The following is a 24408-nucleotide window of genomic DNA, read 5'->3' on the forward strand; positions in this document are numbered from 1 at the left end:
TCATAACAGGAAGCCATAATGACGGAACAAGAAAAAACCTCCGCCGTGGTTGAAGAGACCAGGGAGGTCGTGGACACCACGCCACAATCTGTCACAGTAGAAAAAAAGAGTAATAACAGTACTGCTCTGATTTTAAGTGCGGTGGCTATCGCTATTGCTCTGGCTGCAGGTGTCGGTTTGTATGGCTGGGGTAAACAACAGGCCGTCAATCAGACGACCACCAGTGATGTTCTGGCTAACCAACTCGCGGCTCTGCAAAAAGCCCAGGAGAGCCAAAAAGCCGAGCTGGAAAGCATCATCAAGCAACAGGCTACACAGCTAGAGCAGGCAAATCGTCAGCAGGAAACGCTGGCCAAACAGCTGGATGAAGTTCAACAAAAGGTCGCCACTATCTCAGGTAGTGATGCCAAGACCTGGCTGCTGGCGCAGGCTGATTTCCTTGTGAAGCTCGCCGGACGTAAGTTGTGGAGCGATCAGGACGTCACTACCGCTGCGGCATTGCTGAAAAGCGCAGACGCCAGCCTGGCGGATATGAATGACCCAAGTCTTATTACCGTTCGCCGGGCAATTACCGATGATATCGCCAGCCTTTCTGCGGTCTCGCAGGTAGATTATGACGGCATCATCCTTAAGCTGAATCAGCTTTCTAATCAGGTTGATAACCTGCGTCTGGCCGATAATGATAGCGACGGTTCGCCGATGGATTCCGATGGTGAAGAGCTTTCCAGCTCCATCAGCGAATGGCGCATCAATCTGCAAAAAAGCTGGCAGAACTTTATGGACAACTTCATTACGATTCGCCGTCGTGATGACACCGCCGTACCGCTGTTAGCACCGAATCAGGATATCTATCTGCGCGAAAATATTCGCTCTCGCCTGCTGGTCGCGGCACAAGCTGTACCACGTCATCAGCAAGAGACTTACCGCCAGGCGCTGGAGAACGTCTCCACCTGGGTACGTGCTTACTACGATACTGACGATGCCACCACCAAAGCGTTCCTCGACGAGGTGGATCAGTTAAGTCAGCAAAATATCTCGATGGTTCTCCCGGAAACCCTGCAAAGCCAGGCAATGCTGGAAAAACTGATGCAGACTCGCGTGCGCAATCTGCTGGCGCAACCAGTAACACCAGTAGCGGAGGCTGCACCTGCACCGCAAGCTGATACACCGGCAGCCGCGCCGCAAGGAGAATAACCATGCTAAAAGTGTTATTGCTCTTTGTGTTGCTGATTGCAGGCATCGTCGTTGGCCCAATGATTGCCGGACATCAGGGTTACGTACTGATCCAGACGGATAACTACAATATCGAAACCAGCGTCACGGGACTGGCAATCATTTTGATTCTGGCTATGGTGGTGCTGTTTGCTATCGAATGGTTACTGCGACGGATTTTCCGCACAGGCGCGCACACTCGCGGTTGGTTTGTCGGGCGTAAACGTCGCCGCGCGCGTAAACAGACCGAACAGGCGCTGCTGAAACTGGCGGAAGGTGATTATCAGCAAGTCGAAAAGCTGATGGCGAAAAATGCCGATCATGCTGAGCAACCCGTAGTGAACTATTTGCTGGCTGCCGAAGCCGCGCAACAGCGTGGTGATGAATCGCGCGCCAATCAGCATCTGGAACGCGCGGCGGAACTGGCGGGCAATGATACCATTCCGGTAGAAATCGCCCGCGTTCGCCTGCAACTGGCGCGTAATGAAAACCATGCAGCACGCCACGGCGTGGATAAGTTGTTGGAAGTAACGCCACGCCATCCAGAAGTATTACGTCTGGCTGAACAGGCTTATATCCGCACGGGCGCATGGAGTTCGCTACTGGACATCATCCCATCAATGGCGAAAGCCCACGTTAGCGATGAAGAACACCGCGCCGCACTGGAACAACAGGCATGGATTGGTCTGATGGATCAGGCGCGGGCTGATGACGGTAGTGAAGGCTTGCGTAACTGGTGGAAAAATCAAAGCCGGAAAACGCGTCATCAGGTGGCGTTGCAGGTGGCAATGGCGGAACATCTTATTGAGTGTGATGACCATGACACCGCCCAGCAAATTATCATCGACGGCCTGAAACACCAGTATGACGATCGTTTGCTGCTGCCGATCCCACGCCTGAAAACCAACAATCCAGAACAATTGGAAAAAGTGCTGCGCCAACAGATCAAAAACGTGGGCGATCGCCCGCTGTTATGGAGCACATTGGGTCAGTCGCTGATGAAACATGGCGAATGGCAGGAAGCATCCCTCGCCTTCCGTGCGGCGCTGAAACAACGCCCGGACGCCTATGATTATGCATGGCTTGCCGACGTGCTGGACAGACTGCACAAGCCGGAAGAAGCCGCAGCGATGCGCCGCGACGGTTTAATGCTGACCTTACAGAACAACCCGCCGCAATAGTTCTCTCTCACCCGGAGGCAAGCACCTCCGGGGGCTTTCTGATACATAAAAAAACGCCTGCTCTTATTACGGAGCAGGCGTTAAAACAGGTCTGTATGACAACAAGTGGGTGCTTCACTCAACGTTGTGTCCATGGTGTCTGATGAGGCAAAAGCGACATCTGTCAGTGGACGATAAGCACCGTAAACGGCTCTGCGTCATTCCTAAGTTTATGAGGCACTAAGGCGAACATAAGAGATGGAATGAGCATCTACCCAATTATTATGCCACACTGACCCTGGAAATAACATCCTTTAATACTTGTTATGAGACAATTCTGTACCCTGTTTTCATGCACTTGCAATAATTACATTGGTGAATGTTATCTCAAATCTGGCAGCCGCGATTATATATTTCATGAATAATTAAAGTCGTTAAATAGGCAATATAAATATTAATTGAATTCAAAATAAAAACAGCATAAATAATCAATAATATATAATAAACCAGCCTTACATATCCGCCACGCTGGAGGTAGGATTGAAAATGCTCTCCTGATATTCATATACATTCCCACAGTATATAAATAATATATTTCCATAAATTATTTATATAACTATTTTATCAGGGAGAAGGATCTCAATTATCAATGCTTAATTACGTCGTCGTTTTGATGACAGGAAACCGGAGCATTTCACATGGAAATTTCGTTTTCACCCAAACGTCTTGTTATTGCTGTTGCCACTGCTATTCCCTTTATGGTCAGTGCAGCAGATACCCCGTCAACTGCCACCGCGCGCGAGGGTTTTTCTGGTTACGATCACCCAAATCAATATCTGGTTAAACCAGCAACCCAAATTGCCGATAATATGATGCCGGTAATGCAGCACCCGGCGCAGGATAAAGAAACCCAGCAGAAACTGGCGGAACTTGAGAAAAAAACCGGCAAGAAACCGAACGTGGTTGTTTTCTTGCTGGACGATGTAGGCTGGATGGACGTTGGCTTTAACGGCGGCGGCGTGGCAGTAGGTAACCCAACGCCAGATATTGACGCCGTTGCCAGCCAGGGGCTGATTTTAACGTCTGCTTATTCACAACCCAGTTCTTCACCAACCCGCGCAACGATTCTCACTGGACAGTATTCCATCCACCACGGCATTTTGATGCCGCCGATGTACGGACAACCTGGCGGTCTGCAAGGGTTAACGACACTACCGCAACTGCTGCATGATCAAGGCTATGTCACCCAGGCCATCGGGAAATGGCACATGGGGGAAAACAAAGAGTCGCAGCCACAGAACGTCGGCTTTGATGATTTCCGTGGCTTCAACTCAGTGTCCGATATGTATACCGAATGGCGTGATGTTCACGTAAACCCGGAAGTCGCCCTGAGCCCGGATCGTTCTGAATACATCAAAAAACTGCCGTTCAGTAAAGATGACGTTCATGCGGTGCGCGGCGGTGAACAGGAAGCCATTGCCGACATTACGCCGAAATATATGGAAGATCTGGATCAGCGTTGGATGGAATATGGCGTTAAGTTCCTCGACAAAATGGCAAAAAGCGACAAACCTTTCTTCCTCTATTACGGTACTCGCGGCTGTCACTTTGATAACTACCCGAACGCAAAATATGCGGGAAGTTCTCCGGCGCGCACCTCTTACGGCGACTGTATGGTTGAGATGAACGATGTGTTCGCCAACCTGTATAAAGCACTGGAGAAAAACGGTCAGCTCGATAACACGCTGATTGTCTTTACCTCCGATAACGGCCCGGAAGCCGAAGTGCCGCCGCACGGTCGCACACCGTTTCGTGGCTCTAAAGGTTCGACCTGGGAAGGCGGCGTTCGCGTACCGACTTTCGTTTACTGGAAAGGGATGATCCAACCGCGTAAATCTGACGGTATTGTCGATCTGGCAGATCTCTTCCCTACCGCGCTGGATCTGGCTGGTCATCCTGGGGCGAAAGTGGCAAATTTAGTGCCGAAAACCACCTTTATCGATGGCGTGGATCAGACATCCTTCTTCCTGGGAACAAATGGTCAGTCTAACCGTAAGGCCGAGCACTACTTCCTCAACGGTAAACTCGCTGCTGTGCGTATGGATGAGTTCAAATATCATGTTCTTATTCAGCAGCCATATGCCTATACCCAGAGCGGATATCAGGGAGGATTCACCGGTACAGTAATGCAAACGGCGGGCTCTGCGGTATTTAATCTCTATACCGATCCGCAGGAAAGCGACTCCATCGGCGTGCGCCATATTCCGATGGGAGTACCGCTACAGACCGAAATGCATGCGTATATGGAGATCCTGAAAAAATATCCGCCACGCGCGCAGATTAAATCTGATTAAGCCGGCGCTATCGCTACATCGGGCCACACTGACCTTGCCGGATGCGGCGTGAACGCCTTATCCGGCAATCAACCGCAGGCGGCCTCCAAATGGCCGCTTTTTTACTTATTCACCACCATCAAATGTGCCTGCATAATGTCGCTGGCCGGGCGACCGTGCGCCAGCAAATCAGCCATTGCTTTAAGATATGGCGGTAGATGGCGGAAATAACGCTGATACCCGGCACACAAATAATTCAGCCCCGGTTTGCCGCTGATATCGAGCATAAAGCGGTGTTTCGGGCAGCCTCCCCAACATGCTTTTAACACGTTACAACTGCGACACTGCGCCGGTAACTGCTTAAATTTATCTTCACCAAACGCCTGCTGCTGCGGGGAATCTACCATTTCTGCGAGGGTCTGCTGAAGCATATTCCCCAGCCGATATTGCGGATAAACAAAGTGATCGCAGGCGTAAACGTCACCGTTGTGCTCAATAATCACCGAACGTCCACAGGTTGGCTGATGATGGCAAACCGCACCCGGCGCACCGACAAAATTGGCAAACGCCCATTCGATATTCATCACGAAAATCTTGCCGACGTCGCGTTTGATCCAGTGGTCGAATATCGCCACCAGAAATTCACCAAATTCATCGGGGCGCACTGACCATTCTGTCAGTTCCCCCTGAATATCACCAGGCGCCTGTAATTTTAGCCCGTCGCTGGCAGATTTTTCATCCGCCAGCCGCTCCACTACAGGAATAAACTGGATGAACTCCACGCCCGCATCACGCAAAAAGTCATAAACCTGCAACGGTTGCAGCGCGCTGGTGCGGTTAACGCACGCCAGCACGTTATAATCAACGTGATATTTTTGCAGTAGTTTAAGTGCGCGCATCACCAGCTTATGCGTTGGTCTGCCACCTTTAGTCACGCGATATTGATTGTGGATCTCAGCCGGGCCATCCAGCGATAACCCAACAAGAAAATGATTTTCTGCCAGAAATGCACACCATTCTTCATCAAGCAGCACACCGTTAGTCTGGAAGCTGTTACTTACCTTCCTGCCAGCACCATATTTCGCCTGTAGCGCCACTGCACGACGGTAAAAATCCAGCCCGAGTAACGTTGGTTCGCCGCCCTGCCAGGTAAATGCCACTTCGTTTTGGGGTTCGCTGGCAGCGATATAGTGACGGACATACGCTTCCAGCATTTCATCGTCCATATGCGTGACAGGTTGTTCGCGGTAAAGGGATTGTTTTTCGAGATAAAAACAGTAGTCACAGTTCAGATTACAATCTGAACCGCTCGGTTTCGCCATTACGTGAAAAGCACGCGTTGGAACCTGTTGCAGCATAGTCGCTCCTTGCCTGAAGTCGTCCTTCGATGAATTTAAGGGCGAAATAATACCGTTTGGCAATGATTAACCACGGGCGTTTATTGCGAAGGGAGAGTGATGGAATGCACAGAAAACAAAAAACCCCGCCGAAGCGGGGTTCAAAATTGGTCGGCGAGAGAGGATTCGAACCTCCGACCCACTGGTCCCAAACCAGTTGCGCTACCAAGCTGCGCTACTCGCCGAAATACTGCTTTTTGAATTTTTAGTTCAATTCTTTAAAGTCGTGGTGCGAGGGGGGGGACTTGAACCCCCACGTCCGTAAGGACACTAACACCTGAAGCTAGCGCGTCTACCAATTCCGCCACCTTCGCATTGTCACAACTTCTAATAATGGGGTGGCTAATGGGATTCGAACCCACGACAACTGGAATCACAATCCAGGGCTCTACCAACTGAGCTATAGCCACCACTACAAATCTTGTTACGCGGTATTACTACCACCGCAGCTCAAGCGCCGGGACTAAATGGCGCGCCCGACAGGATTCGAACCTGAGACCTCTGCCTCCGGAGGGCAGCGCTCTATCCAGCTGAGCTACGGGCGCTTAGCGCCGTTGCGGGGGTGGATAATACGGACTTCGCACCCCTCTGTCTAGTCCCTTTTTAAATAAAATGCGCGTTTGGTTACGGTTTGTGCATTTTGCTGCTTATTCCTCCAGTTTATGCGCTTTACCGTGGCGATTAAGCCCAAAAACTTTATAAATCGCCGTCACCGCCAGCATAAAGATGATGCCAACAAACAGCGACATACGCGTATCTTCATTAAAGTACATGCCGATCAAAACGCAAATCAGGAATGCCATTGTTACGTAGTTGGCCCACGGGAACAGAATGGAGCGGAACGGATGGCTGGCAATCGCCGCTTTGTGCGCACGACGAAAACGCAGTTGGCTTATCAAAATCACAAACCATGGCACCATCCCCGGAAGCACGCTGGCACTGTAGACGTAAACAAACACACGCTGTGGATTGGGGATGATGTAATTCAGGCATGAACCAATCAACAGAATGGCTATTGATACCGCCACACCCGCAACTGGTACGCCGTGACGGGAAACTTTCGCCATCGCCGCCGGTAACTGGCGGTTTTTCGCCAGCGCGTAGAGCATACGTCCGCAACTGTACATGCCGCTGTTACAGCCAGAGAGAGCCGCCGTCAGCACCACAAAGTTGATAATGCCCGCCGCTGCGGTAATGCCGATTTTGGCGAAAGTCAGTACGAATGGGCTGCCGTTGCTGCCTATTTCATTCCACGGGAAGATAGTGACGATAACGAAAATCGCGCCTACGTAGAAAATCAGGATTCGCCATAGCACTTTGCCTACGGCACTGCGCAACGTCACCTGCGGATTCTTCGCTTCACCGGCGGTGATGCCAATCAGCTCCACGCCCTGGTAGGACGCCACCACGATACACAAGGCGGTGAGGAAGCCTTTCCAGCCACCCGCAAAGAAACCGCCATGCTCTGTGAGATTGCTAAAACCAATCGACTGCCCGCCATTGCCAAAACCAAAGAAAATCACGCCCAGGCCAATGACGATCATCACAATGATTGTGGTGACTTTGATCATCGCGAACCAGAACTCGATTTCGCCATACAACCGCACCGCCGCCAGATTTGCCAGCGCCACCAGCGCCACCGCGATCAATGCTGGTATCCATTGTGCCATCTCCGGGAACCAGAACTGGACGTAGACGCCGATGGCGGTGATTTCTGAAATCCCCACAGCCATCCACATAAACCAGTAAGACCAGGCGGTGAGATAGCCAAAGAACGGGCTCATATAACGATGTGCGTAAACGGCGAAAGAACCAGTAACCGGTTCGAGGAACAACATTTCGCCCATTGAACGCATAATGAAAAAGACGAACAGCCCGGCGATGATATAGGCCAACAATACGGATGGCCCAGCCCATTTCAGGGTACTGGCGGCCCCCATAAACAGGCCGACGCCAATGGTGCCCCCCAGGGCGATGAGTTCGATATGTCGAGCTTCCAGCCCACGCTGTAGCTCTGGTTTGTTATCTGCCATAAATCCTCGTGTTGTGTTTGCATGTTTTTCCGGTGTTACCGGTTATCGTTATGGGTACATCGAGTGTTGCGAATGTTTTCGTAATTTAGAAGAAATGGCAAATGAAGCATTAAAAATTTGGATGCTTTGTGTAATAAAACGGCAGACAGGTGACGGAGTGACCACTCCGTCGCTTTACAGAGAGAGGAAAATCAGAGGTTGCCGGTGTAGTGCCAGCGTAAATAGCGCAGTAAACGAAGCTGGCGTTTAATGCGGCTTGGCTGCGAAAGCAGGCGATAGAGCCACTCCAGCCCCAGTTTTTGCCAGATTTTCGGCGCGCGTTTCACATGGCCAGTAAAGACATCATACGTCCCGCCAACGCCCATATACAGCGCATCTGGATGCACCAGACGGCAGTCGCGCATGAAGATCTCCTGCTTTGGCGATCCCATCGCAACGGTGACGATTTGCGCTCCACTGGCATGAATTCGTTCAAACAGCGCCTGACGCTGCTCGGGTTTAAAATAACCATCCTGACTGCCAACGATATTCACATTCCACTGGTTGCGCAGTTTAGCTTCGGTCTGCGCCAGCACTTCAGGTTTACCGCCAACAAGAAATACTGGCGTCCCTTCTTTGCCTGCGCGCGCCATCAGCTCTTCCCAGAGATCGGCCCCGGCAACACGGGAAACCTGCGCCTGTGGGTACTTTTTACGCACTGAACGTACAACGCTGATGCCATCAGCATATTTAAATTCGGCAGCGTTAATTAACTCCCTGACCTCAGCATTATCTTCAATGGTCAGCATTTTTTCGGCATTAATGGCAACCAGCGTTCCCTGCTTAAGCTGCCCTTCAGCGAACAGATAATCGAGGGCGTGCTGCATATCACGCCAACCGATTAACTGTAAGCCACGCAGCGTATAGGTCGGTGCCGTGGTGTTGTTATTCATTGTTATCCTTCAACCTGCGTCCGGAGCGATGATTTTGTGCGTTTATGAATGAGTCCGGCGCTTTCAAAAAGCCAGTACAACAGTTTTGCGATCATCAGACATGCGCCGAAGACCACGATAAAAAAGACCACGCGTGAGACAAACGAATCCAGCCCTTCACGCGCCAGCACGATCATATTGAAGATCGCCCCGAAGCAGAAACTGTGCAATATCGCGGCCTTATAACGATTGGTTTCGCGGTTGCCCAGCTCATACAGCCAGTCGAACCACTTAATGATCAGACCAACCACAATCGCCCCCAGAGGAATAAACAGCGCGCCGCCCATAACAACCAGTGAACCAATAAGCGTAGGCGAGATTGCCAACCCGGAGTGATTGTTCAGCACTTCCCAGGTGAAATAGTTGGCAGAATTCAGCACCATGCTCGGCCGTCCCGGCCACAACCAGGAAGGAATAAAGACATAGAAATCGCGAACAATCGGCGCCAGCCCCTGGAAGTCGATGTTGTCGTAGTTCTGCAACAGCAACGCCAGATTCTCCCACGGCGAGAAGGTGTCGCGGGTGAGATAGAGAAACGTGTAGAACGCCTCATCGCCGCTCACGTTCATTCCATAGCGTTTTAGCGCCAGCCAGAACATACCAACAATCCCCAGCACGCCTGCCGCCGCCAGCATCCACAACGAAATCCAGCCGCGAATAATGCCGATAAACAGAAAGATAGCGAATGCAATGATGATATTGGCGCGAGTACCGCCGACAATCATATAAGTCAGCAAACCAAATGCGACCGTGCTGACGAGGAAAAACAGCCACGCTTTGCTGTCCTGGCGCAGAAAATAGACCACCAGCATCGCCGGGATGAAAAAGTAAAAGAAGCGTTTTAGCGCCACGCCAGAGACTTCACTGGAGAAGATCTGGCTGTAGGAGTTAAGCCGGAACAGCAAAAAACCGTTATGCATGAAGAAGATGCCGACGCTCACCAGCGCGATGCCCATCAGGATCACCCATGTGAGATTGGTCTCCACACGGTTCATGGTAAACAGCGGGCGGCGCGGTACATCGACAACGCGTTTGCGTAGGCGGGTTTTGTAGGTGACGTAGTAAACCGCATAGAAGCAAGCAGCAGAAAGTAGCGCCTGAAGGAGAATGTCTGGCGGCGCAACGCCGACATTAAAGCGAAATACCAGCACGCTGGTCAGCGGAAAGCCAAAGAAAAAAGTGAGCAAAAACAGCAATGAAAAGAAGACATTGAAGTTAAAGCGCACGCGGCGAAACTCAAACCAGGTCAGCGTAGCAATAAACAGTGAGCAAAGCAGCCAGACAACAAACAGGCCGCTAAATTGCAACAGGCTCATGCGTCCTCCCCGCTGGCAATAGCCAACGCCCGCCGCCAGCCTTGCAGATAGTTCGGGCTAAAGAAGGCAATGTTGTTTTTATCCACCGACGCCAGCTGGCGCTGCGCTTCACGCACAATATCCTCGTTGAGATCATCAGTGGTAAACAGCACCGGTAAATGTTGTTCCGTCATATCTTGCCAGAATGGGTTTTCCCGGTTAAGTACGCAGGGAATGCCTGCCTGAATCAACAAGCACAGAGTACCAATGCCCTGCTGGCGGGCAAAAATAAAGTAGCCGAGATCGCACTGGCGAAGTAGCGCCAGATAGGCGTCAAAATCCAGTTTTTCGCTCAAAATTTGCAGATTTTCTTCGCTGAACAATTTCAGCCCCGCCTGACGAACTTCGTTGATATACACATCGTTATTGGGCGGATACCCCATCGGCACCACCACTTTTACCGTATCGCCAAACTGCTGATGAACAGCATTTAAGGCGGCAATGTGTTCATTGCTGCGATCGCCGGAGTTCCCCACCAGAATGGTCATTTTCCCTTCACGTTGCCGATCGTTCGCCATCGTATTGAGTGATGGATTCATCCGTGTCGGGAAGTAAATCAGTTCGCCCCTCACCTTAGGATGCGTTTTAGCAAAAAAGCTCAAATCACCGCGAGTAGCAAATACGCAGCCAACTCGCTTTTGTGCCAGCCGGCGGATAGGGTAAAACAGTTTGAATTTCAGCCCGCTGGAGACCTCATAGAGATCTGCCCCCCAGATATGCCAGTAAAACTGGCTGGGTTTGATACCACCACTCAGCAACGCCAGCCACAGCGTGGTGTTGAACTGACCGTGGAAGAAAAATCGCTGCTGCCGGTTAGCTTTCGCCTTTGCGATGACCGCTTCTGCCAGGGATTTTTTACCTGGGTAAAATTGCACAGAAAGTGCCGGACAGCTGTCACTTAAGCCGTCGTCCTTGCCAGCAACCATAAACTCGCGCGCGTGCTCGCTCGTTGCGGCCAGCGCGTCGTTGAAAAACCGTAAAACGGTTTGGTTATGGTGAGGGATATCCGATCCCAGTACGTGAATCAGTACAGTCATGCCCGCCTACGCCAGAGTAAAAACACGCCACAACAAAGAGAGAAATAGACGATATACGTTGCCATATAAGCCTGCGCCGCGCCCAGCGCGCCATGCACGGGGATCAACCAGTGGGCAAATACCATCAACAAAGTGAACTGGCTGACTTCCGCCAGGATATAAAACCGCAGCGACGCTTTGGCGATCACCAGGTAACCAAAGACATAAGCACCCACTTTTAACACATCGCCCACCAACTGCCAGGCAAAGAGATCGCGCATAGCGGTAAATTTATTCGATAACAGCAGCCAGATGGCAAAATCGCGCAGCAGCCAGACGGTAAAACTCGCCACCGCCACTGCTGGTAAGACGAATTTCAGCGACTTCACCACTTCCCGGGTGATATCGCGCTTTTCCGTTAGCCGCGACAACGTGGGCAGTAAATACACGCTAAAAGAGGCGGTAATGAATTGCAGGTAGGCATCGGAAATACTGCTCACCCCTTGCCAGATGCCCACTTCATCCCAGCTATACTGCGCCGCCAGCAGTTTACGCATCATGATGTAAGCAACGGGCAAGGTCACCGACGTAATCAACGCCATGAGCGTAAATTTGCTCAACTGCCCTGCCAGACCATTATCCCAGCTGGGTTTCAGATAGCTTAACGGGATTGCACCACGCTTAATTAGCATGATGACGGCAGGAATCACCACCAGCGCAGGAATCAACGCCAGTCCCAGCAACGCCCCTTCATAACCGCCCAAACGGTAACTGACGTAATAGGCAATAACGCCAAGCAAGCTGCCGAGAATAAGCGACAGGGCATTACCGGCGGCATCACGAAAACCTTTCATCAGCGCCAGCAGCAGGTTGCCCCAGGCGATCCCCATCTGTACGAGTGCAACCAATCGCACCAGCCCCTGATAGTCGGTATTACCGAACAATCCCTGGCTGATTGGGGCAGCCGCCAGCACAAAAACCAGCGCCATCAGCGTAGAGAAGGCAAGCACCATCGCTGATGAAGTGCCGACCACGCGGCGTAGCTGCTGCGGATTATCATGGTACTGGGCAACGTATTTCGTTACGCCGTTAAAGATGCCCGCCCCAGCGAGCACGCCGAGCACGGTAATCAACTGGCGGAAATTTGCCGCCAGCCCCAGCCCAGCCGGACCAAATGACACCGCCAGCAACTTACCGACCAGCAACCCGGCACCAATCTTGACCAGCGTACTGGCCGCCGTCCATAAGGACGCTTTTGCCAGCGACATATCAGGAGAAGTAGTTCAACAAGGTCGCAATTACCGTGCGTTGATTGACGGGCGACAAATTGTAGAACAGCGGCAGGCGCAGCAGGCGCTCGCTCTCTTTGGTGGTGTAGCGATCTTCGCCGTGGAACTCACCAAAGCGTTCACCCGCAGGGCTTGCGTGTAGCGGAATATAATGGAACACCGCCATAATTTCCGCTTCTTTCAGGAAGTTAATCAATGCGCTCCGGTCATCATTATCCCGCAGCTTAATGTAGAACATATGCGCGTTCTGCACGCAGCCATCCGGAATCGACGGCAGTTCGATACGCCCGGCTTTCGCCAGAGGTGCTAACGCATCATAGTAGTTTTGCCACAACGCCAGACGTTGCTGGTTGATACGTTCGGCGGCTTCCAGTTGCGCCCACAGGTACGCAGCTTGCAGATCGGACATCAGATAGCTGGAACCAATATCACGCCAGGTATATTTATCGACCTGACCACGGAAGAACTGGCTGCGGTTAGTGCCTTTTTCGCGGATGATCTCGGCACGTTCAATCAACGCTTTATCGTTAATCAGCGTCGCACCACCTTCCCCGCCCGCCGTATAGTTTTTGGTTTCATGGAAGCTAAAGCAGCCAATATGACCAATGGTTCCCAGCGCACGCCCTTTGTAAGTGGACATCACGCCCTGAGCGGCATCTTCCACCACAAACAGGTTATGCTTTTTCGCCAGCGCCATAATGGTGTCCATTTCACAGGCCACACCCGCGTAATGTACCGGCACAATAACACGCGTTTTGTCGGTGATCGCCGATTCAATAAGCGTTTCGTCGATGTTCATGGTGTCCGGGCGGATATCCACAAAGACGATTTTTGCTCCACGCAGCACGAAGGCGTTGGCGGTGGAGACAAAGGTGTAACTCGGCATGATCACTTCATCGCCAGGCTGGATATCGAGCAGCAACGCCGCCATCTCCAGCGAAGCGGTGCAGGACGGCGTCAGCAGCACTTTGGCACTACCAAAACGTTGCTCCAGCCACTGCTGGCAGCGACGGGTAAAACCGCCATCGCCGCACAGTTTGCCGCTACCCATTGCCGACTGCATATAGTCGAGTTCGGTTCCTACCACCGGCGGTGCGTTAAATGGAATCATGTGATCACCTGTATAACCAGTACGCGGTGCTTTCTACATTCGCACCACTTTGTATGTATCGTTTAAGCGCGGCGGTGTTGCCCATCTGGGTCGCCACCCGCAATGTTGTTTTACCGCGAGCATACGCCCAGTTTAGTGCCGCTTGCATCAGCTGTGCACCGGAGCCACGGCCTGCCAGCAAGCCAATGCGCGCGTCAGTGGCATTCAACTCTCGTAGAGAAACATAGCCACAAATATCACCAGACGCCGAACGTAAAATCAGGCATTGATGATCAAAAGTGCCGCGTACGGCGTTTTCAATCCACTGCGCATAAAAGCGCCCACTGACGTCAGGCGCATACCACGGCGCACGAAAACGGCTTTGCGCAAATGCCTCACTGGCTAACTGGCGTAGCACTGGAATATCTGTCTCTTGTGCCACTTCTGCGTCGCTATCACTTGCACTGTTCACAGGCAGTACCAAATCAACTTCACCCTCAACCAGTAAGAATCCCAGTTGTTGCAAGGCGTCCAGCTCATCGGTATTTGATGCGGCAATTTTGGCCTGCACCCGTGACCACGGCGCTAAGGCGTCTGACGTCAGGAGTGGCGCGTCAGGACTAATACGCACAATGGCGCTGTTGACACCAAAGAAGGTGTTTTCCCAGGTTAGTGGTTCAATTCTGGCGCGAATGGGCATTGTGTGACTCCCTCAAAACAGTCATTCACTGTAATCAGCGCCAGACCCCTTTGGTATCTACGACATACTGCTGTTTAACATGTTCGCCGCTGATGGCTTTGAACTGACTGTGATCGACCAGCATCACCAGTACATCTGCCGTTTCCAGTGCGTCGTCAAGCTGCGCCAGAGTGCAAAGTCCGATCAGTTTTTTCGGCAACTGGTGAATATTCGGTTCAACAACCAGCGTTTCACCGCTGTGCCATTGCGCGATCAGTTCAGCGATTTCCATTGCCGGACTTTCGCGCAGATCATCAATATTCGGTTTAAACGCCAGACCAAAGCAGGCAATTTTCAGCTCGCTGGCGCGTTTATCCGTAGTGGACAGGCAGTCGGCAACCGCCGCTTTGACCTGATCGATAACCCAGAAAGGTTTGTTGTCGTTCACTTCGCGTGCGGTACGGATAAGCCGCGCCTGCTGCGGGTTCTGCGCCACGATAAACCACGGATCAACAGCGATACAGTGACCGCCCACGCCAGGCCCAGGCTGAAGAATATTGACTCGTGGATGGCGATTCGCCAGGCGAACCAGTTCCCAGACGTTAATCCCCTGATCGGCACAAATTAGCGACAGTTCGTTAGCAAAAGCAATATTCACATCGCGGAAGCTGTTTTCAGTCAGCTTACACATTTCCGCCGTCCGCGAGTTAGTGACGACACACTCTCCTTCGAGGAAAATTTTGTACAGTTCGCTGGCGCGCGCAGAACAAACCGGCGTCATACCGCCAATCACACGGTCATTTTTAATCAACTCGACCATCACCTGCCCCGGCAACACACGTTCAGGGCAGTAGGCAATATTCACGTCAGCCTGCTCGCCCACTTGCTGCGGGAAAGTCAGATCTGGACGCATCTCTGCTAACCATTCTGCCATCTTCTCGGTTGCCCCCACCGGCGAGGTGGACTCAAGGATCACCAGCGCGCCTTTTTTCAGTACTGGCGCAATGGAGCGGGCAGCCGATTCGACGTAAGTCATATCCGGTTCATGATCACCTTTAAACGGCGTAGGTACAGCAATCAACCAGGCATCCGCCTCAACCGGCGTCGTGCTCGCTCGTAAAAATCCACCTTCTACGGCAGTTTTTACCACGCTCGCCAAATCAGGCTCGACGATATGGATTTCGCCACGATTGATGGTATCAACCGCTTGTTGGTTGATATCGACACCAATCACCTGTTTTTGCCGGGAGGCAAACGCTGCCGCCGTCGGCAGCCCAATGTAACCCAGTCCAATGACAGAAATGGTCGCAAAACTCATAGTGATATCCGATTATTTTTTAACGCTTCCAAAATGCGAGAGCATGCCTGACCATCACCATACGGGTTATGGGCGCGGCTCATAGTTTGATATTCGTTTTCGTCTTTTAAAAGACGCGTCACTTCCTCGACAATTCGCTGCTTATCCGTGCCTACCAGACGCACCGTACCCGCCATCACTGCTTCCGGACGTTCAGTGGTATCGCGCATCACCAGCACCGGTTTACCCAGTGAAGGCGCTTCTTCCTGAATACCGCCAGAGTCAGTCAAAATCAACCAGGCGTGGTTCATCAGCCAGACAAACGGTAAATATTCCTGGGGATCGATCAGAATGACATTTTTCACATGCCCCAGAATGCGGTTTACCGGTTCTCTGACGTTCGGGTTGAGATGTACCGGATAGACAATCTGGATGTCCTGATGAGTGGTGGCGATTTCTGCCAGTGCGTGGCAAATTTCTTCAAAGCCACGACCGAAGCTCTCACGTCTGTGACCGGTCACCAGAATCATCTTCTTATCGGGGTCGATAAACGGGTAATTTGCCGCCAGTTCAGAACGCAGCGTATCGCTGCTCATCACCTGGTCGCGCACCCACAGCAAGGCGTCGATAACGGTATTGCCGGTAATAAAGATTCGGCTGTCAGCAACGTTTTCACGCTGCAGGTTTTGCCGGGAAGTTTCAGTTGGCGAGAAATGGTACATCGCCAGATGACCGGTCAGCGTGCGGTTAGCCTCTTCCGGCCACGGTGAATAGAGATCACCAGTACGCAGTCCAGCCTCTACGTGACCAACAGGAATACGCTGATAAAACGCTGCCAGGCTGGTTGCCAGTGTGGTAGTGGTATCACCGTGAACCAGCACGACGTCTGGTTTAAACTCGGCAAGAATAGGTTTTAGCCCTTCCAGAATCCGACAGGTTATCTCTGTCAGGCCCTGCCCTGGCTGCATTATGTTGAGATCGTAGTCAGGTACAATGGAAAAGAGTTTCAGCACCTGATCGAGCATCTCCCGATGCTGCGCAGTGACGCAAACTTTAGCCTCAAAAAAAGGATCTTTTGCCAACGCATGCACCAGCGGTGCCATCTTGATGGCTTCCGGGCGCGTACCAAATACAGTCAGTACTTTCACATCGATTCTCTTTGAATAAGCGGCGAGCGCCTTTGCGCTCACCGCAGCAGTGTTGCTATTTCGAGCAACGGCGGGTTAATGCGACACCAGCCCCGATCAGCCCCCCGACAATGCCCCACATAATCATCAGGAAGGCACGACGTGGGCTATCGCGTTTTACCGGTTCTTCCGGCGTACGCAAATAGCGATAGGTCTGAAAACGCGGATCCAGGGTTGGACCTACATTAAGGGTGTTTAACATGGCCCGATTCTGATCATAGTCAAGATCAAAGGCCGGACCGACGGCCTGTAAATTTTCTAATCGCGCCTGCAGCATAGGGCGCCCCAGCAAAAACATTTCTGAATCAGGCAATTCATCCGCAGGGACATCTGTCGCACTACGGGAAATATTATGTTGCTCGGCGATTTTGAGCGCCTGCTCAATGCTGTTTACCCGGCGGTCGTAGATCGCTTTCGCAACTTCTTCCTGACGCTTCACCTGGGCTTTCATTTGGATAGTGCGTGCTGCCCATGCGCCTTTCAGCTCATCATTCAGATGGCTGGCAGCGCGCTGACTGGCGAATGCGACATATTGACGCAGTAGATTATTGGCATCAGGGGCAGTTTCGGCAATCAATTTAACGTTATCATTGGTCGCACGGGTGAAATCACCGGGAATAAACTGGATGTTGTTGATCATTTCATCCAGCAGAGCCGCATCGGCTTTACTGTTACCGACCATCCGCTGTTTGTAATAATCCGTCTGCAGCCAGAAATCGCGACGGGTGTCCCACGACGCCAGCTGCATAACAAATTCTTTATAGGCTTCGTCCATGACCGATGGTTGGTCGGCAGGAGCCATGTTCGAACGGACGTCCAGGTTACGCAAAAACTGCTGCTGCGAGTAGTATCCCCCCAGCATATTCACCGTTGGACGATCGGTAATCGCCGTCGCACTCCACTCCTGGCGGGCGAAAAATGTATACGCCAGCGCAATTAACGCAAACGCCAGCCCCATGCAAATAATCCACAGCTTCCCAGCCCACAAGGTACGAAACAACCCACGAATATCCAGTTCATTTTCAGCGTCTTCGGCTGGTTTCCCAGGCATTGGTTGCGTCATTACATCCTCGTTTATTTGGTTAAGTTGGGGCTGCCACCACGATTTCTGCGCAGTCGGCGTTTCACACGCTTAATAAAGCGAGCAACCTTCCAGGCGCGCTTAATGCAATAGCCATAGAGGAAGAATGCTAGCAAAAAGAGCACCAGCATGACCCATTCAGGGACAAAATGAGAATATTCTGCCAGCACGCCAATGGAAGCAAGCAGTGCAGCAGCAAGGGTAATCAGCACAAATGCCTGACGAGAAGTAAAGCCAGCGCGCATGATTAAATGATGAATGTGCTGACGGTCAGGCGAGAACGGACTCATGCCTTTACGCAGGCGACGATACATAATAGCCACCATATCCATCAGCGGAATGGCGATTATCCATAATGCAGTCACCGGGCTAATCGGATGCGTTTTACCCTGGGTGGTTTCCAGCAGGATCCAGATTACGGTAAAACCAATCAATGTACTGCCCGCATCGCCCATAAAGACTTTGTAGCGACGCCCCAGAATACCGAGGTTAAGCATGATGTAAGGCAGGATGGCGGCAATCATCGCAAAGCACCAGATAGCGAGGCTGGTTTGCCCGTCGAACCACAAAATCATGCCAATTGCCGCAAATGAGACGCAGGATAACCCGCCCAGCAAACCATCAATGCCATCAACCATATTGAAAGCATTAATTGCCGCCCAGACTGCAAACAACGTCAGGAAATACCCAAACGGTCCAAGTACCATCTCCCAGTCGCCAAAAATATAGCCAAGGCTACTGAGATAAAGTTTGCCGAACACCATCATAATGATGCCAACAGCGGCCTGTATGGTGGCTCGAATTTTTACGCTGATATCAAAACGGTCATCCAGCGCGCCGATGAACACCAGGACGCCAGCGCAAGCCAGGTAGAGAGATGCATGCGGAATGTAATAATCGACAATTCCGAACGTAAAGCAAATCCCTGCATAAACTGAAATACCCCCAACGAGCGGTATCAATCCCTGGTGACGTTTGCGGAAGTTAGGTTTATCCACTAAACCGACTTTTTTTGCCACCTTGCGGGCAAAAAACAGAAACAGTGTCGTGAATAAAAAAATACTGATGAGATCAGTACTCACTGTCAGTAAATTCACAATGCATGCTCTCAGAGAAAATTATTAGCAGAAGTATACCCACGAAGACCTTTATTCAGAAGGGAAACTACTTTCTGAACCAATCAGACTTGTGTAAAAACCAACCACTCGCGACGAAAATCGTATAAAACACCCGCAAAAACCAGGAATTTTCCCACCATCACAGGCACGCTGCTAAGATTACAGATATAAAAGCAAAACGCCACGTAAACACGTGGCGTTTTTAGCATAAGACAAATTTATGAGCGTTTCATCATATCAAAGAAATCGTCATTGGTCTTGGTCATTGCCAGTTTATTAATGAGGAATTCCATTGCGTCGATTTCACCCATCGGGTGAATGATTTTGCGCAAGATCCACATTTTCTGCAGCTCTTCCTGAGTAGTGAGCAGTTCTTCTTTACGTGTACCGGAACGGTTGTAGTCGATAGCCGGGAAGACGCGTTTTTCAGCGATCTTACGAGAGAGGTGCAGTTCCATGTTACCGGTGCCTTTAAACTCTTCGTAGATAACTTCGTCCATTTTGGAACCCGTATCGATCAGCGCCGTCGCGATGATGGTCAGGCTGCCGCCCTCTTCCACGTTACGCGCCGCACCGAAGAAGCGTTTCGGACGATGCAGTGCGTTAGCATCCACACCACCGGTCAACACTTTACCGGAAGCCGGAACGACGGTGTTGTAAGCACGCGCCAGTCGAGTAATAGAGTCGAGCAGAATAATAACGTCTTTCTTGTGCTCAACCAGACGTTTCGCCTTCTCGATCACCATTTCCGCAACCTGAACGTGGCGAGATGCCGGTTCGTCAAAGGTAGAAGCGACAACTTCCCCTTTAACCAGACGCTGCATCTCGGTTACTTCTTCCGGACGTTCGTCAATCAGCAGAACCATCAGCACACAATCCGGGTGATTGTAAGCAATGCTCTGGGCGATATTCTGCAGCAGCATGGTTTTACCTGCTTTCGGCGGCGCCACAATCAGACCACGTTGACCACGACCGATTGGCGAAGCCAGATCCAGCACGCGAGCGGTCAAATCTTCAGTAGAACCGTTACCACGTTCCATACGCAGACGAGAGTTTGCGTGCAGCGGAGTTAAGTTCTCAAAGAGGATTTTATTGCGGGCGTTTTCAGGTTTATCGAAGTTAACTTCATTAACTTTCAGCAGCGCAAAATAGCGTTCACCTTCTTTCGGCGGGCGAATCTTACCAGAGATGGTATCACCAGTGCGGAGGTTGAAACGGCGGATTTGGCTGGGAGAAACGTAGATGTCATCAGGACCGGCGAGGTAGGAGCTGTCTGCGGAACGGAGGAAACCAAATCCATCCTGCAATATCTCCAGTACGCCATCACCAAAGATATCTTCGCCACTCTTTGCGTGCTGCTTCAGGATGGCAAAAATAATGTCCTGCTTACGCATACGAGCCAGATTTTCCAGCCCCATATTTTCGCCGAGAGTGATCAGCTCAGAAACCGGCGTATTCTTTAATTCGGTAAGATTCATAGTGGTGTGAGTTCTTAAACTTGGGGTAAATCTCGAACTTAATGTTGTGAATGGTATGGCAGGATCATCCATGCCTGTTTACGGTCATCGACTCATGTCTTTTCGCTGTCTGGTCACAGGAAAGTACGCAGAACTGAAACGACAAGACGGATTGAGTGACAAACCAGAAATCTGTTCACTTCGCATTAGATAAAAACGGGAAGCGTTGGATATTACAAGATTCAAACTTAATAAGGTAAGTTTAATACGAAGTCAACATTAAGTTAGCATGGCTCACGCCGGGCGTCCAGTTTTTAGCGACAGGGCACCCGAACATGACGTTCCCTTATGCCAGATTGGCGTCGAGGAACTCTTTCAACTGACCTTTAGACAGCGCGCCGACTTTCGTTGCCGCCACTTCGCCATTCTTGAACAGCAGCAGAGTCGGGATACCACGGATGCCATATTTCGGCGCAGTGCCAGGGTTTTGATCGATGTTCAGTTTTGCAACGGTCAGTTTGCCCTGATATTCGTCAGCGATTTCATCCAGAATCGGGGCGATCATTTTGCACGGACCGCACCACTCTGCCCAGAAATCGACGAGGATTGCCCCGTCCGCTTTGAGTACATCCGTGTCAAAACTGTCGTCAGTCAGGTGAATAATTTTATCGCTCATATATAACTCCACAGGAATAAGCCTGGCGTGTTGGTTTCGTTGTTGGTGTAACATTAACCAACTAAAGGTTGACTTTATTTCACCGGATACGCTTTCGTAAAGCAATAGTAAGCTGATATTCTATCACACTATGAGCAAAACACATTTAACAGAACAGAAGTTTTCCGACTTCGCCCTGCATCCGAAAGTTGTAGAAGCCCTTGAAAAAAAAGGGTTTCATAACTGTACGCCCATTCAGGCACTGGCTCTTCCGCTAACGCTGGAAGGTCGTGACGTAGCCGGGCAGGCGCAAACCGGTACCGGGAAAACGATGGCGTTTCTTACGTCTTCGTTTCATTACCTTCTCTCTCATCCCGCAATTGCCGATCGCAAGGTGAATCAACCGCGTGCCTTAATTATGGCACCGACGCGTGAACTTGCCGTGCAGATCCACGCCGACGCGGAACCACTGGCACAAGCTACTGGCCTGAAACTGGGTCTGGCCTACGGTGGCGATGGCTACGACAAACAGTTGAAAGTGCTGGAAAGCGGCGTTGACATTCTGATTGGCACCACGGGTCGTTTAATTGATTACGCCAAACAAAACCATATTAACCTCGGTGCCATTCAGGTGGTGGTGCTGGACGAAGCCGATCGCATGTACGATCTGGGCTTTATTAAAGATATCCGCTGGCTGTTCCGCCGTATGCCGCCTGCGAACCAGCGCCTCAACATGCTGTTCTCCGCCACACTTTCGTACCGGGTACGTGAACTGGCGTTCGAGCAGATGAATAACGCCGAATATATCGAAGTGGAACCGGAACAGAAAACGGGCCACCGTATTAAAGAAGAGCTTTTCTACCCTTCTAACGAAGAAAAGATGCGTTTGTTGCAAACGCTGATCGAAGAAGAGTGGCCAGACAGAGCGATTATTTTCGCCAACACCAAACACCGTTGTGAAGATATCTGGGGTCACCTGGCGGCAGATGGTCATCGTGTTGGTCTGTTGACGGGCGATGTGGCGCAGAAAAAACGCCTGCGTATTCTTGATGAATTTACCCGTGGCGATCTGGATATTCTGGTTGCTACCGACGTTGCTGCTCGTGGTCTGCATATTCCGGCAGTGACGCACGTCTTTAACTACGATTTGCCCGATGACTGTGAAGATTACGTTCACCGTATCGGTCGTACTGGCCGCGCAGGCGCAAGCGGTCACTCTATCAGCCTGGCGTGTGAAGAGTATGCATTGAATTTGCCTGCTATTGAGACCTATATTGGTCACTCAATTCCGGTAAGCAAATACAATCCGGACGCATTGATGACCGATCTGCCAAAACCGCTGCGCCTCACGCGCCCGCGCACAGGCAATGGTCCGCGTCGTACTGGTGCTCCACGTAATCGTCGTCGTTCAGGTTAAATAAATAATGTCATACTCAAAATCATTCAAACTGTATCAAGATGGCAAGAGAATGAATCCCGATGCGCTTACTGTAGTAAGTGATTCGGGTGAAAGAATGCAGCCAACGCAGAGACAGATTGAAGGATGAAGAGTATGGGTTCCACCTCGTCGCTATATGCAGCTATTGATCTCGGTTCAAATAGTTTCCATATGCTGGTAGTGCGCGAGGTGGCTGGAAGTATCCAGACGCTGACGCGAATTAAACGTAAAGTGCGTCTGGCTGCTGGCCTGAACAGCGAAAATGCCCTGTCTAATGAAGCAATGGAGCGCGGCTGGCAATGTTTGCGCCTGTTTGCTGAACGTCTGCAAGATATCCCACCATCGCAAATTCGCGTTGTCGCTACGGCGACGTTACGACTTGCTGTCAATGCCGGTGATTTTATTGCTAAAGCGCAGGAAATCCTCGGTTGTCCAGTGCAAGTCATTAGTGGTGAAGAAGAAGCTCGCCTGATTTATCAGGGTGTTGCTCACACCACCGGCGGAGCCGATCAGCGCCTGGTCGTGGATATTGGCGGCGCGAGTACCGAACTGGTCACTGGCACAGGTGCACAGACCACGTCTTTGTTCAGCCTGTCGATGGGCTGCGTCACCTGGCTGGAACGTTATTTTGTCGATCGTAATCTCGGGCAGGAAAACTTTGTCGCAGCTGAACAAGCCGCACGTGAAGTTTTGCGTCCGGTTGCTGATGAACTGCGATATCACGGCTGGAAAGTGTGCGTTGGCGCTTCCGGCACCGTGCAGGCGTTACAGGAAATAATGATGGCGCAGGGGATGGATGAGCGCATTACCCTCGCGAAGTTGCAGCAACTGAAACAGCGCGCTATTCATTGCGGTCGGCTGGAAGAGCTGGAGATTGAAGGGTTAACGCTGGAACGCGCATTAGTATTCCCGAGTGGTCTGGCGATCCTGATAGCCATTTTTACCGAACTGAATATTCAGTGTATGACCCTGGCGGGCGGTGCTCTACGTGAAGGCCTGGTCTACGGCATGTTACATCTGGCGGTTGAGCAAGATATTCGCAGCCGAACACTGCATAATATTCAGCGCCGCTTTATGATTGATATTGATCAGGCTCAGCGCGTAGCCAGCGTTGCGGCTAACTTCTTCGATCAAGTGGAGAGTGAATGGCATCTTGAAGCGATTAGCCGCGATTTGCTAATCAGCGCCTGTCAACTTCATGAAATTGGTCTGAGCGTTGATTTCAAACAAGCGCCGCAACATGCCGCTTATCTCGTGCGTAATCTGGATCTTCCCGGTTTTACGCCTGCGCAGAAAAAGCTGCTGGCGACGCTATTGCTCAACCAGACGAATCCAGTCGATCTCTCATCGCTGCATCAACAAAATGCCGTACCGCCGCGCGTTGCAGAACAACTCTGTCGTTTACTGCGCCTGGCAATCATTTTTGCCAGCCGTCGCCGTGACGATTTAGTGCCGGAGATGACATTACAGGCCAACCATGAACAGTTGACCCTGACACTGCCGCAAGGTTGGCTGGCTCAGCACCCGCTGGGTAAAGAGATTATCGATCAGGAAATTGAGTGGCAGAGCTATGTTCACTGGCCGCTGGAAGTGCTTTAACGTGTAATGTGCCGGATGCGATGCTCACGCATCTTATCCGG

20 protein-coding genes and 4 tRNA genes are annotated in these 24408 nt (G+C 51.3%); 5 read left to right on the forward strand and 19 right to left on the reverse strand.

Going from position 1 to position 24408, the window contains the following annotated elements; translation table 11 throughout:
- Positions 1-18 precede the first annotated feature (18 nt).
- The 3 genes from hemX (at position 19) to aslA (ending at position 4726) form a co-directional block, all read left to right on the forward strand.
- Entirely contained in the window at positions 19-1194 is a 1176-nt protein-coding gene (gene hemX / locus A7Z06_RS19180; protein WP_000139133.1) for a uroporphyrinogen-III C-methyltransferase, read from the forward strand.
- Positions 1195-1196: 2 nt separating this feature from the next.
- Entirely contained in the window at positions 1197-2393 is a 1197-nt protein-coding gene (gene hemY, locus A7Z06_RS19185; RefSeq protein WP_000921807.1) for a protoheme IX biogenesis protein HemY, read from the forward strand.
- A gap of 677 nt (positions 2394-3070) precedes the next feature.
- Entirely contained in the window at positions 3071-4726 is a 1656-nt protein-coding gene (gene aslA, locus A7Z06_RS19190) for an arylsulfatase AslA (RefSeq protein ID WP_000406040.1), read from the forward strand.
- A gap of 101 nt (positions 4727-4827) precedes the next feature.
- On the opposite strand, the gene A7Z06_RS19195 is transcribed toward aslA, so the two are convergent.
- The 19 genes from A7Z06_RS19195 to trxA form a co-directional block, all read right to left on the reverse strand.
- Complete coding sequence (locus A7Z06_RS19195) at positions 4828-6063, reverse strand: anaerobic sulfatase maturase (protein ID WP_000941566.1); 1236 nt, start codon at positions 6061-6063, stop codon at positions 4828-4830.
- Between the two features lie 147 nt (positions 6064-6210).
- Positions 6211-6287: transfer RNA gene (locus A7Z06_RS19200), tRNA-Pro, on the reverse strand.
- Between the two features lie 42 nt (positions 6288-6329).
- Positions 6330-6416 (reverse strand) — tRNA-Leu (locus A7Z06_RS19205).
- 20 nt (positions 6417-6436) lie between these two features.
- A tRNA-His gene (locus A7Z06_RS19210) sits at positions 6437-6512 on the reverse strand.
- A gap of 58 nt (positions 6513-6570) precedes the next feature.
- Positions 6571-6647, reverse strand: a tRNA-Arg gene (locus A7Z06_RS19215).
- Between the two features lie 102 nt (positions 6648-6749).
- Positions 6750-8135: a bifunctional threonine/serine APC transporter ThrP gene (thrP, locus tag A7Z06_RS19220; RefSeq protein ID WP_000774731.1), complete on the reverse strand. Its 1386-nt coding sequence runs from the start codon at positions 8133-8135 to the stop codon at positions 6750-6752.
- Positions 8136-8326: 191 nt separating this feature from the next.
- Positions 8327-9067, reverse strand: a complete 741-nt coding sequence (wecG, locus tag A7Z06_RS19230) for a lipopolysaccharide N-acetylmannosaminouronosyltransferase (protein WP_001064054.1) — start codon at positions 9065-9067, stop codon at positions 8327-8329.
- A gap of 2 nt (positions 9068-9069) precedes the next feature.
- Entirely contained in the window at positions 9070-10422 is a 1353-nt protein-coding gene (gene wzyE, locus A7Z06_RS19235) for an ECA oligosaccharide polymerase (protein ID WP_085461500.1), read from the reverse strand.
- Positions 10419-11498 (reverse strand): TDP-N-acetylfucosamine:lipid II N-acetylfucosaminyltransferase, encoded by a 1080-nt coding sequence (rffT, locus tag A7Z06_RS19240; protein ID WP_105279542.1) that lies wholly within the window; start codon positions 11496-11498, stop codon positions 10419-10421. Before rffT ends, wzyE begins: the two co-directional genes overlap by 4 nt.
- Positions 11495-12745, reverse strand: coding sequence for a lipid III flippase WzxE (gene wzxE, locus A7Z06_RS19245; protein WP_000050238.1), 1251 nt, complete (start codon positions 12743-12745; stop codon positions 11495-11497). The genes rffT and wzxE overlap by 4 nt, the downstream gene beginning before the upstream one ends.
- Position 12746: 1 nt before the next feature.
- On the reverse strand, positions 12747-13877 hold the full coding sequence (rffA, locus tag A7Z06_RS19250; RefSeq protein ID WP_000612031.1) for a dTDP-4-amino-4,6-dideoxygalactose transaminase: 1131 nt from the start codon (positions 13875-13877) through the stop codon (positions 12747-12749).
- 4 nt (positions 13878-13881) lie between these two features.
- Positions 13882-14556, reverse strand: coding sequence for a dTDP-4-amino-4,6-dideoxy-D-galactose acyltransferase (gene rffC, locus A7Z06_RS19255; protein WP_001122573.1), 675 nt, complete (start codon positions 14554-14556; stop codon positions 13882-13884).
- 34 nt (positions 14557-14590) lie between these two features.
- Positions 14591-15853, reverse strand: coding sequence for a UDP-N-acetyl-D-mannosamine dehydrogenase (gene wecC / locus A7Z06_RS19260; protein WP_000006632.1), 1263 nt, complete (start codon positions 15851-15853; stop codon positions 14591-14593).
- The gene (wecB, locus tag A7Z06_RS19265) at positions 15850-16980 is read right to left on the reverse strand and encodes a non-hydrolyzing UDP-N-acetylglucosamine 2-epimerase (protein WP_010345125.1); all 1131 of its coding nucleotides are present in this window, start codon (positions 16978-16980) and stop codon (positions 15850-15852) included. The genes wecC and wecB overlap by 4 nt, the downstream gene beginning before the upstream one ends.
- A gap of 55 nt (positions 16981-17035) precedes the next feature.
- The gene (wzzE, locus tag A7Z06_RS19270) at positions 17036-18082 is read right to left on the reverse strand and encodes an ECA polysaccharide chain length modulation protein (RefSeq protein ID WP_032226904.1); all 1047 of its coding nucleotides are present in this window, start codon (positions 18080-18082) and stop codon (positions 17036-17038) included.
- Between the two features lie 11 nt (positions 18083-18093).
- Positions 18094-19197 (reverse strand): UDP-N-acetylglucosamine--undecaprenyl-phosphate N-acetylglucosaminephosphotransferase, encoded by a 1104-nt coding sequence (gene wecA / locus A7Z06_RS19275; RefSeq protein ID WP_001050953.1) that lies wholly within the window; start codon positions 19195-19197, stop codon positions 18094-18096.
- Between the two features lie 239 nt (positions 19198-19436).
- Entirely contained in the window at positions 19437-20696 is a 1260-nt protein-coding gene (rho, locus tag A7Z06_RS19280) for a transcription termination factor Rho (RefSeq protein WP_001517407.1), read from the reverse strand.
- Positions 20697-20780: 84 nt separating this feature from the next.
- Positions 20781-20882 (reverse strand): rho operon leader peptide RhoL, encoded by a 102-nt coding sequence (gene rhoL, locus A7Z06_RS19285; RefSeq protein ID WP_010345119.1) that lies wholly within the window; start codon positions 20880-20882, stop codon positions 20781-20783.
- Between the two features lie 139 nt (positions 20883-21021).
- The gene (gene trxA / locus A7Z06_RS19290) at positions 21022-21351 is read right to left on the reverse strand and encodes a thioredoxin TrxA (RefSeq protein WP_001280776.1); all 330 of its coding nucleotides are present in this window, start codon (positions 21349-21351) and stop codon (positions 21022-21024) included.
- Positions 21352-21481: 130 nt separating this feature from the next.
- On the opposite strand from trxA, the gene rhlB reads away from it, so the two are divergent.
- Both rhlB and gppA read left to right on the forward strand, forming a co-directional pair.
- The gene (rhlB, locus tag A7Z06_RS19295; protein WP_000047511.1) at positions 21482-22747 is read left to right on the forward strand and encodes an ATP-dependent RNA helicase RhlB; all 1266 of its coding nucleotides are present in this window, start codon (positions 21482-21484) and stop codon (positions 22745-22747) included.
- 135 nt (positions 22748-22882) lie between these two features.
- Complete coding sequence (gppA, locus tag A7Z06_RS19305; RefSeq protein ID WP_000535978.1) at positions 22883-24367, forward strand: guanosine-5'-triphosphate,3'-diphosphate diphosphatase; 1485 nt, start codon at positions 22883-22885, stop codon at positions 24365-24367.
- Positions 24368-24408 lie beyond the last annotated feature (41 nt).

Source organism: Escherichia sp. MOD1-EC6819, from assembly GCF_002965765.1.
Lineage (GTDB): Bacteria > Pseudomonadota > Gammaproteobacteria > Enterobacterales > Enterobacteriaceae > Escherichia > Escherichia ruysiae.